This is a genomic window from Bacillus sp. FSL R12-0074 (genome assembly GCF_038005725.1).
GTDB classification, from domain to species: Bacteria; Bacillota; Bacilli; order Bacillales; family Bacillaceae_G; genus Bacillus_A; species Bacillus_A mycoides.
This window is the reverse complement of record NZ_JBBOTR010000001.1, coordinates 558,652-577,014: the sequence shown is the minus strand read 5'-3', so window position 1 is coordinate 577,014 and position 18,363 is coordinate 558,652. Positions and strand designations below refer to the sequence as shown.

The 18,363-nt window shown below is 32.9% G+C and carries 10 protein-coding genes and 1 pseudogene; 2 read left to right on the top strand and 9 right to left on the bottom strand.

Annotated elements, in window-relative coordinates; translation table 11 throughout:
• Positions 1–255 precede the first annotated feature (255 nt).
• The 5 genes from NSS97_RS30420 to colA form a co-directional block, all read right to left on the bottom strand.
• Complete coding sequence (locus NSS97_RS30420; RefSeq protein WP_445285995.1) at positions 256–945, bottom strand: methyl-accepting chemotaxis protein; 690 nt, start codon at positions 943–945, stop codon at positions 256–258.
• A gap of 62 nt (positions 946–1,007) precedes the next feature.
• The gene (locus NSS97_RS30415; RefSeq protein WP_445285985.1) at positions 1,008–2,228 is read right to left on the bottom strand and encodes a cache domain-containing protein; all 1,221 of its coding nucleotides are present in this window, start codon (positions 2,226–2,228) and stop codon (positions 1,008–1,010) included.
• A 262-nt stretch (positions 2,229–2,490) separates the two neighbouring features.
• Positions 2,491–4,065: a flotillin family protein gene (locus NSS97_RS02980; RefSeq protein ID WP_044444436.1), complete on the bottom strand. Its 1,575-nt coding sequence runs from the start codon at positions 4,063–4,065 to the stop codon at positions 2,491–2,493.
• Between the two features lie 12 nt (positions 4,066–4,077).
• Positions 4,078–4,626: an NfeD family protein gene (locus NSS97_RS02975; protein WP_107887623.1), complete on the bottom strand. Its 549-nt coding sequence runs from the start codon at positions 4,624–4,626 to the stop codon at positions 4,078–4,080.
• A gap of 247 nt (positions 4,627–4,873) precedes the next feature.
• A complete protein-coding gene (gene colA / locus NSS97_RS02970; RefSeq protein ID WP_341111498.1) occupies positions 4,874–7,771 on the bottom strand; it encodes a collagenase ColA in 2,898 nt (965 codons plus the stop codon).
• Between the two features lie 270 nt (positions 7,772–8,041).
• On the opposite strand from colA, the gene opuD reads away from it, so the two are divergent.
• Positions 8,042–9,592: a glycine betaine transporter OpuD gene (gene opuD, locus NSS97_RS02965; RefSeq protein WP_341111495.1), complete on the top strand. Its 1,551-nt coding sequence runs from the start codon at positions 8,042–8,044 to the stop codon at positions 9,590–9,592.
• Between the two features lie 306 nt (positions 9,593–9,898).
• Here the strand turns inward: opuD and NSS97_RS02955 are convergent, their stop codons facing one another.
• The 4 genes and pseudogenes from NSS97_RS02955 to NSS97_RS02945 form a co-directional block, all read right to left on the bottom strand.
• Positions 9,899–12,829, bottom strand: coding sequence for a leucine-rich repeat domain-containing protein (locus NSS97_RS02955; protein ID WP_445285984.1), 2,931 nt, complete (start codon positions 12,827–12,829; stop codon positions 9,899–9,901).
• 30 nt (positions 12,830–12,859) lie between these two features.
• Entirely contained in the window at positions 12,860–13,408 is a 549-nt protein-coding gene (locus NSS97_RS30410) for an NEAT domain-containing protein (RefSeq protein WP_440162397.1), read from the bottom strand.
• A gap of 128 nt (positions 13,409–13,536) precedes the next feature.
• Positions 13,537–13,689 (bottom strand): annotated as a pseudogene (locus NSS97_RS02950) (sporulation protein YhbH); the annotation flags it as partial.
• Between the two features lie 149 nt (positions 13,690–13,838).
• The gene (locus NSS97_RS02945; RefSeq protein ID WP_165927693.1) at positions 13,839–14,642 is read right to left on the bottom strand and encodes a Shedu anti-phage system protein SduA domain-containing protein; all 804 of its coding nucleotides are present in this window, start codon (positions 14,640–14,642) and stop codon (positions 13,839–13,841) included.
• A gap of 578 nt (positions 14,643–15,220) precedes the next feature.
• On the opposite strand from NSS97_RS02945, the gene NSS97_RS02940 reads away from it, so the two are divergent.
• Positions 15,221–18,028 (top strand): TrlF family AAA-like ATPase, encoded by a 2,808-nt coding sequence (locus tag NSS97_RS02940; RefSeq protein WP_181295513.1) that lies wholly within the window; start codon positions 15,221–15,223, stop codon positions 18,026–18,028.
• The last annotated feature ends 335 nt before the right edge of the window (positions 18,029–18,363 follow it).

Genomic DNA, 18,363 nt, shown 5'->3' with positions numbered 1-18,363 from the left:
TCACCTTTTATCATAACACGGTTACTATATATTTCTTTATCTTTATCTTCATAAAGTGAAACTTTAATCAGTGGGGGTTTTGTTCATCCCCCACTGATTATTAGCCTTCACCAATCGGGCATCTACGGGCCGCCCGACTCCCACCTAACTTCTTTGCTCCAGCCGAATTATGAGGTGGGAGTTTTACTGCCCACAAATAGCGGGATAAAAAAAGAAACGAAGTAAAATTACTACCTCGTTTCTTAATGCTTGTTATTACACTTTAAATTTACCAATCATCTCTTGTAATTCTTCAGCCATTCGCGATAAGTGAACTGCTGCTGAATTTATTTCTTCTACTGAAGCTACTTGTTCTTCAGAGGAGCCAGCAATATTTTGAACGCTTGCTGCATTTTCTTCAATCGTTGCTGCAATTTCATTAATAGATGCACTTACTTGTTTTGTATCTATCGTCATTCGCTTCGCTACATCTACCATACTATCAATTTGTACAACTGTATCATTTGTAGATTTCAATATTTCTACAAAGCTTTGCTTCGCCTCATTTGCAACTACAAGCCCTGATTGTACCTCTGTACCAACTTGATTCATAGAACTTACAGTTTCTTTTATATCAAATTGTATCTCTTTCACTAACTTTCCAATTTCCGTAGAAGACTGTCCCGATTGTTCCGCTAGTTTACGTACTTCATCTGCTACAATTGCAAAACCTCTTCCTTGCTCTCCAGCTCTTGCAGCCTCAATTGCAGCATTTAATGCTAATAAGTTTGTCTGCTGTGCAATATGTTGAATCACTTCTAGAATAGCTCCAATTTGCTTCGACTTATCATCTAATAAAGAAATGACTTCGTCTGACTGTGACACAGACTCATGAATTAATTGCATTTGATTCACAGTTTGTTCAACTAACTTTCCACCATCTTCAGCTTTTTGCTTCGTATACATAGAGGCTGTGGATACTAATGAAGAGCTATCCGCAACACGCTGAATTCCTTCTGTAACTTCTTCTAACAGAGTCGCTCCTTCTTCAACTTCCCGCGTTTGTATTTCTGCCCCACTCGATACTTGTTCCATCGCCCTTGTAATTTGTTCTGTTGCTTCACTTGCTTCATACTAGCCGTTAATTCTTCCGAAGAAGCTGCTACATGACCAGCTGAAGTATTAATATTTGAAATTACATCATGTAATGATGCCGCCATCTCATTAAAACTTTCACCTAACTGTCCAATTTCATCCCTCGAACGAACAGCAATTGATTCCGTTAAGTCACCTTCGCTAATTTTCCTCGCTGATATAACAAGTTGCTTTAACGGTTTAATAATAGAAGCGATTATGAAGTAAATTATAATTCCACCAATTATTAACGAGATACCAATAACAGTTAATGTTTTATAGAAAATAGGTTCAGCCGCTTCAATTATTTCTTTTGAAGGCATAATTCCTGCTATTTTCCATCCAGTTTGCTTATTTGTTTTAAAGGTAATATTACGATCCTCACCATCTAATGAGAATTTAAAATCACCTATTTCCTGCTTGTACAGCTCTTTTTCAAGTTTCTCTTCTACCTTCTCCCCCGGCTTTAACGCTGGATGTGCTACTACATTTTTATCTTGATCAAAAATTGCAACATACCCTTCTTTACCGATATTAACCATTTTTGAAGTATTTACAATATCATTAATAATTAAATCAATACCGAGAACGCCACTTTTATCTTCATTTTGTTTTGCTATTGTAACAACAATATTTCCTGTCGTTTTTGATTTATATGGAGCTGTGATAATTACTTCACCACTTTTTTTCACTGCCTCTTTATACCAATCTCTTTCTGTAGGATTATACCCTTCTGGCATTTGAAGTACCGGTGATTGAATAAATTGTCCATTACTAGATCCAGTATAGATTGCTTCCATTTCTGGATGTAATTTATTATATTCTTCTAATTTATTTTGCACGTTTTGAAGCTGATCTGCTTGATAGCTCGCTCCAGTGAATAATTTTGTAAAATATGCTGCGTCTACTTTCTTACTATCTAACTCTTTATTAATTACATTATTTAAAACCTTCACGTTATCTTTTGCTGAATGCAAAATTGTTTCATTAAAATTTGTCTTCGCCTGCTGATAAGACGTCCAACCAATTACAATACTTGGAAGAATTAAAATAATAATAAATGATACAAGTAACTTTGTTTTTAAGCTTCTACTCCTTAATTTTCCTTGAAACATATTCCTACCCCTCCATACCGTTTTAAATGCAATTGTTTTACACTTAATCTTTTTATACAAATCATACGATTTAAATGTATTGATGAGACCCTCTTTCTCTTTTCCCTCATCTTTCTCTACATTTAAAGTATTGTTACATACCTTTTTCATTCTATAGAATTTAAATAATTAAAACAATATATAAAAATGTACATTATTTGAAATATTACATTTCACGAAAGAACCTCTAGTATCCCATTTACTAGAGGTTCTTTTCATCTTGCTATTCTTTATCTTTGTTTATTTCTTTCTTCTCATCTTCTACTACTGATACTACAGGTTTATCATTTGATAGTTGTTGCACGGCACCTTTTCCAGCGAATCCTTCTAGTAATTCTTTTAAATCAATACCAGAAGAAGCTTTTAACGTTTCTTGCATCGTTGCCATTAAATCAGTCGCATAACCTGCAACTTTTCCGGCGCCGCTATTTTTACCACCGCCGCCTGTATCGACAACTGTAATTTTATCAATATTGCTAAGTGGACTTGCAATTTCTTTCGCATAACTCGGAAGCATTTTTAGAACCATATCCATAATTGCCGCTTGCCCATATAATTCAAATGCTTCTGCAATTTTTTGTTTCGCTTCCGCTTCTGCTAAACCTTTTAATCTAATAACATCTGCTTCTGCTGTACCTTGTGCTTTTTGTACTTCTGCCTTTGCCTGACCTTGTGCTTTTTCAATTTCTGCTTTTGCTAAACCTTCTACACGAACTTCTTCTGCACGTGCTCTTGCTTCTGCTTCAATTTTATATTGATCCGCATCTGCTTTTTTCATTTGTTTTACTTTTTCCGCTTCAGCTGATTGTTCAACAGCATAGCGATCTGCATCTGCCTTTTTCTTTACTTCTGCATCGTATTGCTTTTCACGACGCGCAATCTCTTTTTCTTCTAACTCAATTTGCTTTTCACGCTCAATGATTTTAACTCGCATTTGCTCTTCTGTAACACCTTGTTGCGCTTTCGCTTGTTGTAATTCATAAGAAAGATCTGCATCTGCGCGAGCTTGTTCTTGGTCTCTCTTATAAGATTGTACTTTTAATTCCTTATGCTTTTCAGCTTCAGCAATTTGTGCATCACGTTGATATTCTGCTTCTTTTGCTTCTTTCTCAGCACGAGCTTTTTCAATTCGCGCTTCTTTTTCACGCTCTGCATTTGCAACTGTTGCATCACGCTTAACCATTGCAATTTGCGGCTGACCAAGTGCATCTAAGTAACCGTTTTTATCCATTATTTCTTTAATTGTAAAGGAAACGATGCGAAGTCCCATCTTCTTCAAATCAGTAGAAGCCACTTCATGCACCTTTTGTGCGAATTGCTCTCTATTACTATAAGCATCTTCTACTGTCATAGAAGATAAAATAGCACGTAGATGCCCTTCTAAAACTTCTTTTGCTTCCACTTTTAACTCTTCCGTTTCTTTTCCTAAATATTGTTCAGCTGCTGTAGAAACTTCTTCAATTGTCGATCCTACTTTAATAATAGAAACACCGTTTACTGTAATCGGTACACCTTGTTTCGTATACGTATCACGTGTTCCAACTTCTAATTTGTAGTTTAATAAGCTAAGAAGTTCTGCTCGTTGCATAATTGGCACAACGAAAGTACCACCACCGCGGATAATCTTAATCTTCTTTCCATCATCAGTGGTAACGACATTCTTTCCACCACCAAGCCAGTTCCCTGTTACAATTAATGCTTCGTCTGGGCCAACTGTACGATACTTCGTAATAAATACTAAAATGAGTAGAAGTAAAATTGCGAGTAAAACTCCACCGATAATTAATGGAATCGTCATGTAAATTCCCCCTTATAATTTTGGTTTTTTTAAAGAATAAGCGATATTTTGTACAAGCAAAACACCATCTTGAACGCCCTCAATAATGACCTCGGTTCCTTGTGAAATATCTTTTTTTCCAATTGTTTTCGCTGGTATTGCATTACTTCCAAATTGGGATGAGATTAATACTTCACCAAATCCTTCTGTAGGAATTGTCGTAATGACTTCCCCCTTGCAACCAATGAATTCATCCATACGTTGCACAGTATTTTGTTCCGCTTCTGCAATCGGTTTTAAAATTAATATTTTCATTATGAAAACACCGATAAAAGATATAGCAAATGAACCAGCAAAAATAATAGTACTATTATAGGAAAATAAATATTCTCCTATATAACTAAGTCCACATAACATGGCGAAGAAACTAAGTAGTAAAGTAACAACGGATACAGATCCGCCCCCAAAACTAAATATTGATTCAAATATATCTCCAAAGAAGATATAAATGACAGTAAGTATAGTTGCAATAATAAATCCATATAAATAAATTGTTTCAAGTGGATAACCAAACAAGACCATTTCTTATCCCCCTTTCTTAAACAATCCCTTTTTTTGTTATATGTATGCCCCACCTCTTTCAAAGATTTCCGTTCTTAATTTTCAGTTATTTATCCTTTAAAGAAAAGCCTGTAAGACAGGCCTCTAAAAAAGAACAGGAGAAACCTATTGTGACAGGCTCCTCCTAGTAAATAACCGATATATTGTATATCTATATAATATACTATTTTCCACAAAAAGTAAAGTTAAACATACATTGGAAAAGCACTTATTTTACTGATAATGCGTACGCTCCATCGCCATTATCATATTTATATACATACAAGTAATACTTACCTGGTTTTGCATTAAATTTTGCTTCTATATGATTTCCATTAGCTTGACCGTAAGCTGCGTAATTTTGCATATCTGATTCATGGTGAAGCACCCATGTCATCCCGATTCCATACTCATTTAAAACAGAAATATCGATATCTTTCGCTGATGCTACATTAAATGTATAAGCATCGGTGTAATCCCCGCCGATAAGGCTACCTTTTATAGTAGTGTTTAGCCCGATATGATTCGCTTCCTCTGGACGATTATTTGGTTCAGATTCTGTTAAACTTCCATCTTTAATCGTAACAGTTGTTTCGCTTCTACTCTCTTTTCCTTTATCATCTTTTACTCTTAACGCTACTTTATAAGTTCCTTCTCTTTCATATGCATGTACTGGATTAACTTCTTTACTTGTTCTGCCGTCTCCAAAATCCCATAAATAAGAAACGATTTTTCCATCTTCGTCTTTTGATCCATCACTTTTGAATTGAATTCCTTCTTTTACAAACCCATTATAAGGTCCGTTTACATTAACCGTCGGAGCTTTATTTTCTCCGTCATCTTTTGCGATACCATGGAAGACTACATCATATTCAAATTCATTTGAACTATTCACACGATAATTAACGAAGTATGCTGTAACCGTTTTGTAGCCACTCCATTCTTTTTGCGTCAATTGTTCTAAAGCCTCATTTACTCTTTTACTCATTGCTTTCCAGTCTTCTGACTCACCTTTTGTTACACTACCTGTAAACGTGCCTTCTAATGTAAATGTATTAAAGAATTGAGATGTATGCTTTGTCATTTTTGTATCTTTCATAGACAACGTTTCACTAATTTCTTTCTTCACTTCTGTTAGTGCTTTTGGTGCATGTTCAGCTAAATAATCATCTGCTACTTCCGGCACATTGTACTTATCTTGATTATCAATTAGCTGCTGCATATACTCTTGATACTCTTTATTTAACTTAGAATCTTTACTTAAAGTCTCACGATACGTATCATAATTTCCCACATCATTCGCACGAATTAAATCTTGAATTTTATCAAACGTTTCAAATTGATGAGTATATAAGTAAGACTGCAATGCGAACGAGTAGTTATAGAAATCCCAAGAACCATATTTAGCAAATAGTGTACGCTCTGCTGTATAACGGTTTGCAGGATCAGATGATAATCCACTAATTATGCTCTTTCTTGGTACAACGTTATTTGTACGAGTAGATCCTGCGAAAAATTCTGCATTCCCTTCTTGGAACCAAGTTAATCTTTCATTTTGATACATATCTCCTCTTCCAAATAAACCGGGAACTTCATATCTCCCTTGAAGATAATGAGTAAACTCATGACGGAATAACTCTTCTAAACTATAAATACTTTGCTCTGGCGTACGCTCATATGTAAAGAATGTCCCTGTCTCTTCAATATAAATTCCACCGTTGTTTGTTTCATATCCATACAATTGTCTATTTAACTGGTATTCGTCTGGAGTATTATAGATTACTATCGTTAATACGTCGTCTGCATTACCTTGTTCTAAAGCTTTGTCATTTCCGATCACACGATGATATTGTGCTTTTACTTCCTTCGCAGCCCAATATAATCTCTTAATTTTTTCTTCTGACACTTTATCCCCAGTTTTAAATACAATAGATCCACCATCGAATGTATACGTTTTTGGTAAGTATTGCTCTTTTCCTTCTTTACGTATCTTTTCTAAATCTACCGTATTCCCGCTATAATCTTTCCCGTTATAGTTTGTTGTAATTTGTTCTACTGCAACAAAATACGGCTCACTTAAACGCGGGTACATATGCATTGCTTGTGTAACAACCTCTAATCCTTTATTTGGATTACTATGAAACTTACCTAAACGACTAGCAAAATAAATTCCATTATTAACGAGCCACTTATTTTCTGGTGTTACTTGATTTAAAAGAGCAATACGATTTATTTCATTAATAAACCCATCTACTTTTCCATACCACATCGTTTCATTCGCTTCTTTACGAGCCTCATTTAAGTAAGACTGTATATCATAATCAATGCCTTGCATCATATCGTATACAGCTTGTCCTTTCATACGATCGTCTACATATGCATTAAAATTATCATTATATTGTTTTAAAATATTCGATGCGTATTGCACCGTTTCAACATCACTTGATGCATTACTAATTAATTTTCCGTATGCAGATACGACTGTATCTTGCTCATTTGTTCCAAGCTTAAAGTTGGGATTTTTCGCAATAGCTTTTAACGCTGGTAAACATTCGTCCTGGAAGCTCCTTCCATTTAATTCACTTAATTCATTATTATAAAATGCAAGATAAAAAGCTGAACGTAACACTTCAGTAAACGTTTGAATTCCTTTTGAATCATCTTTCGTAAATGTACTACCTCTATGAGCTAATTCGTCTATAATTACTTGCATTTTCCCTTTGTCTTTATAAAAAGCCTTTGCATCTTCATTGAACTGGAATAAGTCTGTAATTTGGTGCCACTTAATACTGCCTAACGTTTCAATTAATTCTTGATCATTCATTTTGTTTAAATCAGCCATTGAATAGCTTTCTTTAGCTTGCTTTACTGCCGAGTTCTTCGTAATAGATGCTGGTCGCTGTGAAAAATCTCCTACTTTTAAACGTTCTTGAAACGATAATGTTTCATCAACTTTCGAAATATGCCCAACTTCATCTACTGGTTTTTCAATTCCAACCGGCTTCGTTTTCAACACATTATACGGTACTTTTTCTTCCGCTGATGCATGAGTTTGAAGTGCCCCTAACGATAGAGCCATTGTACTAATACTAAGCATAACTTTATTAATCTTTGATTTCTTGTTCATATCCTTGTCCCCCTATTTAAATATTCCATCCAAGAATTTAACATAAAATCTAGATACAGAGATATAAAATGCAATATTTCATATTATTTCTTCCTACATTTTGTACATATCGTGAACACCCTTGCCTTTATCTAACCTCCAATGATTATGAATCTATAGCGATTAAACTGTCCTTTTACACACGATAAAAAAACGAATTTTTTGACAATTAAACCTTTAATTGTTATGATTAATATAATTGTTAACTTTATTAAATAAAGGTGGGATTCTATGATAAAAAAAGAGAACAGTGTATTCTATATCTCCATCTTGCTAACAACATTATTCATCATATGGGGAATTACCCCAGCAAGTTGGATACAAGGCTATGATTTACAAAGCGTTACTTCTTCCTTAAACTCATTTATCCTCAATAAGTTTGGTTGGTTTTACTCTCTACTTATGACCACAATGATTTTTTTAGCTGGTTATTTAGCATTTTCAAAATATGGATCCATTCGTCTTGGTAAAGATGATGAAAAACCGAAATATAGTTACCTCTCTTGGCTTTCCATGTTATTTGGAGCAGGAATGGGAATCGGACTTCTCTTTTATGGAATTACTGAACCCATTTCACACTTTGGGGCACCGCTTACTGGCGAACCTGGAACTGAGGAAAGTGCTAAACTTGCTATGCAATACTCATTTTTTCACTGGGGTCTCTTCCCTTGGTCACTTTATGCAATGGTCGCTCTAACAATTGCATATTTTACATTCCGAAAACAAAAAGGTAGTACAATTGGTGCTACAGTTACTCCATTATTTAATCGATCGAAAAATTCTCCTATCGGAAAAACAGTCGATATTTTAGCTGTTTTAGCAACTGTATTTGGGATTGTACCTTCTGTCGGAATCGGTGCACAACAAATCGCTGGAGGATTAAGCTATTTATTCCCTTCTATCAATAATACAATTGGTACACAACTCGTACTTATTGCCATTTTCACTGTACTCTATTTAACAAGTGCACAAACTGGCTTAGATCGTGGGATTAAATATTTGAGTAACTTAAACTTCTCCCTCGCCGGAATATTACTCGTTTCCTTTTTAATTTTAGGACCAACTGTCTTTATCATGAAGTATTTTACTTCTACACTAGGTTCTTATATTGGAGCACTACCAAGCATGGGATTAAATTTAGGTGCTTTTAGTAAAGAATCTTCTTCTTGGATTGAAAATTGGACTATTTTCTACTGGGGTTGGTGGATCTCTTGGTCTCCATTCGTCGGTACTTTCATTGCTCGTGTGTCTCGCGGACGTACAATTCGTGAATTTATTATCGGCGTGGTATTAATCCCAACATTCATTTGTACATTTTGGTTCGCTGTCTTTGGCGGTACAGCTATTCATATGGAAATGTTCCAATCACTTGGAATCGCTGATGAAATCGCGAAAAATGGTACTGAAATTGGGCTATTCGCTGTCATTTCACACTTACCATTCTCAACTTTTTTAACCATTATCGGCTTAATTTTAGCTGCGACATTTTTCGTTACTTCTGCTGATTCTGCAACATTTGTTGTTGCTATGCAAACGAGTAATGGTAATTTATCGCCGAAAAACAGCTTAAAGCTTATTTGGGGATTAACGATAGCAGCTATTGCAGCTATTCTCTTGCAAGCTGGTGGGTTAAATGCACTGCAAATCGCAGCGATCATAGCAGCTTTACCATTCTCTATTGTAGTCGTTCTTATGGTCACGTCGCTCTTTAAAGAATTACGTAAAGAAGATATCATTATCCAAACGAAACAAGTACCACAAAAAATCAAAAAAGTTATGTAATAATTAGCACCTCTTCTTAATTAAAGAGGTGCTTTGCTATTATTTAATCTACTGTATAGCACTGCAAACAAGCCTTTTCGTGAAACCCTAATTTTTTATATAATCTCATGGCATTCTCATTATTCGTACTCAAACATAGTTCAGTCCTCCTCCCTAATGCATTTACATTACCTCTATCAATATCCTTCTTACATAATGTCTTTTCTGACTCTCTTTCATTCAAAAAAGACATTATCGTAAGCGTATTTCGAAGTGAAATTGCTATGATAATGCCTTATCGAAGAAAATCTCTACTATAATTTATAATCATTTCTTAAACAATTTCTTTCTAAATACAAACATACTTAATGATGGCAGAACGAATGCTAGTCCAGAAAGCATATATAATGTATTTTGTTTGCCACCTGTTGCAGCTAAAGACTTCTTATTCACTTCTTGTTTATTCTCATTTTGGTTTTCCACCGTGTTTTCCTTTACACTTCGATTCCCTACTAAGTCCTCTTTTGTTGCTTCAACTGGTTTTGTTACTTTTTCTAATTCTTCCACTTCTTTTACTGGTTCTTTTATTTCTTCTTTTGGTTCTTCCACTTCTTTTACTGGTTCTTTTATTTCTTCTTTTGGTTCTTCCACTTCTTTTGCTGATTCTTTTATTTCTTCTTTTGGTTCTTCCACTTCTTTTGCTGATTCTTTTATTTCTTCTTTTGGTTCTTCCACTTCTTTTGCTGATTCTTTTATTTCTTCTTTTGGTTCTTCCACTTCTTTTGCTGATTCTTTTATTTCTTCTTTTGGTTCTTCCACTTCTTTTGCTGGCTCTTTTATTTCTTCTTTCGGCTCTTCAACGACTTCTTTTGTTGGCTCTTTTATTTCTTCTTTCGGCTCTTCAACGACTTCTTTTGTTGGCTCTTTTATTTCTTCTTTCGGCTCTTCAACGACTTCTTTTGTTGGCTCTTTTATTTCTTCTTTCGGCTCTTCAACGACTTCTTTCGTTGGCTCTTTTATTTCTTCTTTCGGCTCTTCAACGACTGCTTTCATTGGTTCTTTTACTTCTTCTTTCGGCTCTTCAACGACTTCTTTTGTTGGCTCTTTTATTTCTTCTTTCGGCTCTTCAACGACTTCTTTCGTTGGCTCTTTTATTTCTTCTTTCGGCTCTTCAACGACTGCTTTCATTGGTTCTTTTACTTCTTCTTTCGGCTCTTCAATTTCTTTTATCGGCTCTTTCTCTTCTACTTTTTCAACTATATTCTGGATAACTGTTCCGCTAAATCTTATACCATTTTCATCGGTATCTAAATCAAATTCATACACCTTTTCACCTGGGGTACTCCATTTTATTACTCCGTTACTAAGCGTTCCACCATCACTTGTCAGTTTAATATTCTCAAGAATTTCTCCCTCTAAGTCGTATATAGGGACTTGAGTTTCTTCATCAACTTTTGCATCATTTAAAACTATCTTCTGTCTCTTAATATCAATAGTCATCCATTGTCCTAACTGTTGTACTGGTCTTACATCACGAATCTCATTCCCCGCAAGTTTTAAACTAAATAACCCTGTCATTGGACTAAGAACTGATATATCAGAAATACGATTATCTGACATGTTTAACCACTGTAAGTTTACTAGTTTTGATAATGGCGTTATATCAGTTAATTCATTACCCGCAATTTCAAGTTCATTCAAATTACTTATCTCACTAATCGCTTCTAGATTACTAATTGTATTATTATTTACGAATAGTGCCTCCAAATGATTTAGTTGATTTATCCCTTGAAGATCAACATTACTAATTTGATTATTTGATAATGCTAAATTTTTTAATGAGGATACTGTAAATAATGGCTTAATATTTTTTATATTATTATCGGTTAAATCCAACTTCTCAATCTGTTTCAAATTAGAAATTGGTCCAATAGCTTCAATTTGATTATGAGATAAATTCATAGCTTTCAATTGTTTCAATTCCGAGATAAATTCTATATTTTTTAAGCCAACTCCTTCTAAAGTTAAGCTTTCTAAATTCGTCATGTACTCTAAACCAGTTACATCTTTTATCCCTTTACCCTTTCCTTCAAGTACCTTTAATGTTTTAATCTGCAATAAATCTTCTTTTGTTATAGCGGCATCGGGATTCTCTCTGCCTAAATTATATTTGTTAATATGTTGTTGTAAACTCTTATCAAGAATCACATTTTTGCTTTCATCTTGTTCTTTAACTTCTTCTGTTTTTTTAACTATATTTTGGATTACTGTCCCATTAAATTTTATACGGTTTTCATCTGAGTTTATGTCTAGCATAAACTCAGACATTTTCTCACCTGGCGTACTCCATTTTATTGTACCGTTACTAACTGTTCCACCCTCACTCTTCATTCTAACAGTCTCGATAGTTTCCCCCTTTAAATCGTATACAGGTATTTTAACTTCATCGTTTACTTGTGAATCATTTAAAAAGATTTTTTGTCTTTGAATATCGATATACATTCTTTTTCCTAATTCTTGGACAGGTCTAACATCACGAATTTCATTTGAACCCAGCTTTAAATCATATAAACCTGTTAATTGACTAAGTGGTGTTATATCTGAAATATAGTTTTCCTCTAAATTAAGTGATTGTACAGTAGATAATCTTAATAAAGGTTCGATGTTTTTTAATTCATTTTTAGAAAGGTCTAACTCCACTAACTTTTTCATTGAGGTAATATGCTCGATATTAGTAAGTCCATTATTACTTAAAGATAAATTTTTCACATTTTTCAATTGCTCAATCCCAGCAAGATTAGCATTACTAATTTGATTATTTGCTACAGTCAAAGTCCTTAAAGTCGTTACTGTAAATAATGGTTTAATATCTTTTATATAATTGCTATTTAAATCTAACATTTTAATCTTCTTCATTTGACTCAATGGGCTTAAATCTGAAATTTTATTGTTTCTCAAACTTAAAATCTCAACATGCTCTAACTCAGCCAAAGGTCCAATATCTTCGAGTTCACCATAAGTTATACTTAATGATTTTAATTGTCTCAACTTCGAGATAAACTGTATATTTTCTAACTTAACTTCTTCCAACGTTAAGTTTTCTAAGTTTGTCATATATTCTAGACCGCTTACGTCTTTTATTCCTTTACTTTTTGCCTCAACAACTATTAAAGATTTAACTTTTAATAAATCTTCCTTAGTTATTGGCGTATTTAGATTCTCTCTATTCAAGTTATATTTATTAATATGCATTTGCAATTGCTTATCTACTATTACATTTCCATCTTGTTAATCCACTTTATCCTCTTTATTTTCCTTTTGATCTTTTGGAACATTGTTTTCTAGATTTAACGCATTTACTTCAAACTGCACCTGGTACTTATTATCATAGGCCATTGTCGGAATATAAATATGCATTTGCATATTATATCTTTTTCCTAATTCTCCAACTTCAAATTGAATAACCTTCGTCCCATTTTTCTTTTTATCCTCTGATATGACTTTTACATCATGGAATACACCAGAAGTATCAATATCCTCTGTTTTCAAGTATTCGAAGAAATCACTATCACTTAACGTTGCCGTTACAATTTTCTTCCCATTCTCAATGTTTAATTTAGGATCTTTTATATAAACAGCTGCCATAGACTCTTCATTCATTTTATCTTTATACGCTTTAATAACAGCATCATATGTACCATCTTCTAAAGCATGTCCAGTTTTGTTCGCCTCAATTGCTACAGCTGCTAAAGCAGGCGTTGAATACGTAGCAAATGGAAGCGATAACGCCGCAGCGATAATCATCGCATTTATATGTTTTCTTTTATTTCTTTCCAACTTTACATCTCCTCCAAAATATATAAATCAAAATGTAATCATTTCTCGAATAAATGATAATGATTTTCATTATCATTGTCAACTAAAAAAATAAAAAGTTTACAAAAAAATAATCCCTTTAAAAGGGATTATGCCATTTTTTCTCCTGATTCTTCTTTAAAAAAGCTCTTCATCGCATGAAATACATCTGCTTTTTGCTTTAAAATATAATATCTGAAATTCTCGTCTTTAATATTTTTATATGCTGACATAAGCGTACTGTGGCGGTTGTACTGGTTTAGTTAGCTGGGATGTACCCTTTAATACTTATTTAAAAGCTTTTTATAATAATTAACACAAAATAAACAGCTCCAATTGTGGGCCTGCCGCATGCCCATCAAGCTGGTGAAAAGAAATACCTCCAAAACAATAATTTTTGAAGGTTTAAATATCAAAGAAATGTCCCTGATTCCATAAAATCTGTAAGAGATGCATATTTGCTATTATAACTTAAGGAATGACCATCTTCCCATTTTTCTATATCGTAACCTTGTTGAATTAACATCCTTTTTTGCTCTGCGTCTAATTTCAGCATCGAGCTGTTTAGATATGCAAATATACTCGTTTCTATATTAGAAGGAACCGATTTAACTTTATATCCTTCCCGCCAATGGGATAATATCATTTTTCCATACTTGTATTTTGAACACATGAATTCTGAAATTAACGAATCAAAGGTCAAAACTCTTACGTCACCAATCGTCTTTTGTCCAAACATTCTAGTTTTTCTAAGATTATTTTCTTTTTCAGCGTTCCTTCCATAAATTAACACATATTTAAACCTAATCGGTCTATCCTTTAAAGGAATTTTAAGAGGATCTATTCTTCTTTTTATTTCCTCCGAGTTTTGTTCAATATATCCTTTCCATTCAAATATTTGGTCCATTGCATGATTAAAGTTAGAATGAAAATTCACTTGTTCGCTGTTGGATGTGAATATTCTTTTTTTAGGATCTTCTATCTCAACTAGGACTAAATCCCAAAAATCAGAAGACTTAGTAAGATATGCAAAATCTGAGATGAGACCATCACTTATTTTGAATTTTGATATTAAAACATTAAAGTGTAGATGGTGATTAAGTAAAAATGGGGTAGAAATAAGTTCAGAATTTTCTTCAAGAAACCTTTGTATATCATTTTCATTTAAAGAATCATCTTCTAATGCCGATCTAAAACGTTCAATCAAATCATTCACAATTATCCCCTCTTTCAATATGTAATGATAAAGTTATTATACTTAAATTAAAATCCATATTATAGTAAACTTCTTTATAATTCTCCATTTTTAAATTTTATTCTTTTTATTACCTCTCCCCAAGAATATTTATATAATTAGTTATTTTATCAAATTCTAAAGTAAACCTTTGAATATTAGTTTACTTTCATTTCCTTAATTTTATTGAATGCATTATAATTATCTCCTTTTCTTCAAAAACACTAACAAAAATATACATTCAAACCATGAACAGAAAAGAAAAAACAGATCCATGTTAGCTTCTTCTTTTTTGTATAATTTCTGTTAATTGTTTCCGTAACCCTGTTTGATAATCTTTAAATCTTTTAAAATCAATAATTTGCTTTTTCTGAACTAAAAATATGCGATATGGCTAGATACACTAACATATCCTTAGAGAAACCAAGTCAAACTTAAAATGAGCATGATAAACAATCAATTATTAATGCTCATTTTGTATAAAAATATAGCTAAAGTTGCTGGATGTGTGAAACGACCTCTATAATAATATTATATATTCAATTATAGGGGGACAAAACGTGGATATCATTAATGGAACTATATGGCATAAATGTGATTTACATCTACATACACCTGCTAGTAGGTGTTTCACGGATAAAAATATCTCTGCCCAAGAATGGGTTCAAAAAGCAATTGATGAAGGATTAAGTTGTGTTGCAGTTACCGATCATAATAGTGGTGAATGGATCAATAAAATTATTGCAGCTTCTAACGGAACAAGTTTGACCGTTTTTCCAGGTGTAGAAATTACTTGTAGTGACGCTAAAATACATATGTTAATTCTCTTTGATACTAATAAGAAATCTACAGATATTGAAGATTTCTTAATCCAGTCTGGTATACCACGCAATGACTTTGGGAAGGAAACTGCCCATACTTCAAAAAATTTGTCTGACATAACTAATTTAGCTAAGTCATGTGGGGCACTTGTTATTCCAGCTCATATTGATGAATTTAATGGTATTTCAAATGCACACTACCAAATTAGAGAAAATATATTTAATACCAACGATATTAATGCGGTGCAAGTAGTCCATCCTGAATTTTTAAATCCTTCTCCATCTGCTGAAGAAAAGCAAGCCTTAAAAGATAAATTAATGTTATATTATGGGACGGATATAAGTGAAGCAGATATAAAAAAATATTCAAGTACTGTACAGCAAGCTTTAAAAAGTGGAAAAGCCATCTTAACCTTTTCTGATAATCCCCATGCTCCTGGTGATTCAAAACATGGAATTTTTGGGATAGGTTCCAGGTATACATGGATTAAAATGGAACAAAGACCTAATCTAGAAAGTTTGAGACAAGCTTTACTCTTACAAGATTTAAGAGTTAAAACCGATTTTATTTCTCCTAGCGCTCCCTATAATTTTCCGGAAATTTGGTTAGAAAGTGTTTCGATTTACAATTCAGAAATTACTGGTAAAGAAAAAGTACAATACAATTTTAGCCCCCAGATGACGACTATTATAGGGGGACGAGGTACTGGAAAATCAAATGTTATAAAATTATTACGAGGAATCTTCGGAAAAGATAATGATTTAAAACAATTTAATTCTTTGCTAACAGAGCATTATGACTTTTTTCAATTGAAAAATAATAGAAATAAAAGTGGTATTTTGAAAGCTGACACTAAAATTGAGGCAGTATTTATTCGTAATGGAATTCGTTATAAAGTGATTGCATCAGAATTTAATGAGGATACTAAAAATGTGATCCTGACTAAACGACATAATTTCAATGTTGAAAAATGGGATGAAGAGACAAAAAAATATCTAAGAATGCCAAATGCAGAAGATTTTATTGGTTTTCTTGATTTTGATATATTTTCTCAACGGCAAATTTTTGAAGTAGCTCAAACACCCAATGCTCTAAGGGATATGATAGATGGAGCTATAACTGGCTTAGATAAATTGAAAAAGAAATGTGAAGAAGCATGCTCAAAATATTGTGAAGCTTCCGCGACTATTCGCCGACTACAGACCTTAATAAAAGAAAAAGGGAAATTTGAAATTTCCTTAGAAGACATTGTTGAACAAATATCATCATATCAAAAAAGTGGTGTAACTGAGTTAATAAAAAGAAAGGAAAAATTCAATTCAGATATAGAAAATGTATTCAAAGTTGTTACAGAAAGTCTTAAAGAAAAAGAAGAATTATTACAGAAAGTTACCAGCGAATTTCTAATAAATCAATATCATACAGAGGAACTTGATGATTTATATCAAGAAGAAATCAACAATACCATATCACATATATATTCAGAGTTAGTTGATATAAAGGATGATTTGGAAAGAACTAAAACCAGGATGACTAATCTACATAAAGATAGTAGGGATAAGTTTGGAGCATCAGCTTGGACTAAGGATTTTAGAGCAGTTAATATGGAGTTTGAAGAAAAGAAGAATGAATTGAAAGTAATGGGTATTCTGGATTTAGAAAATATCGAAAAATTGACCCGAAAAAGAGAGGAAATACTAAAAGAATTAAAGAAAATTACTGATCAGGAAAACATGTTAGAAGAGTTAAAAATAAAAAAAGATAATTTTAAAAAAGAATTTTTAAACCTTCGAAAAGAAATAACTCAAAAAAGAAGGGGATTTTTACACAACGTTATTGATGTTGATTTTGTGAAAATTGAGGTTGTACCATTTAGAGATTCACAACATTATGAATTAGAATTTAGGAATATTATAAATAGAGATGATAACTTTGTAAATGAGATTGAAATGATACTTGAAAAGATTTTTCACAACGGTAAAGTGGAAGTCCAATTACCCCAGATAATAAAAGAGATTCACGATATTAATCATTCTATAGAGGATGGAAACTATGGCTTAAGATTTCGGAATATGGTTCGTAAATTAAGCGATGATCAGATAGATAGATTAGAAATTTTAATGCCAGAGGATGAAATAAAAGTTTCTTACAAACAAAATAATTCCACACAATGGAAACCATTATCTAATGCTTCAGCTGGTCAAAAAACTTCAGCTATTTTGGCTTTTATACTATCCCATGGTTCAGTTCCCTTAATTTTAGATCAACCTGAAGACGATATGGATAACTATGTTATCTATGAGTTGATAGTAAAGAAACTTTCTGATACAAAGAACAAACGACAAATTATAATAGCAACGCATAACGCTAATATCCCTGTTAATGGTGATTCAGAATATATTATTGTAATGAATTCTGAATCAAAGTTAATTAAAGTATTAAGGGAAGGTACGGTTGAAAATAATGAAGTGAAAAATGATATCTGTGCTATCATGGAGGGTGGAGAAAAAGCATTTCAAATGCGTTCCCAAAGGTATCATTTATAGCCTATTTGGCGTAAATCAGCGATTCAAAGAATAACTCGCCTCATCTGAAAAGTTTTTAAATTTGAATTTGGTAAAAAAAGAATCCATATAATTTTGGATTCTTTTTTTATTTCGTCTTTTGTTTAATCTGTGATCAATTTCTCAGTAGCTGTTCACATCTCTCAATTAATATAAACTAATTCCTTAACTTACAGAAAGTAAAATGCATCTAAAATGTGTCTGAACGTACAATTTTCTTTTTTGATATGGTGACTCCATTTAGTTATTTTATCATAAGCGTTGATGACATAAGATTCGAAAACAGAAGCTAACATAAACTAACCAACTAAAGTTTA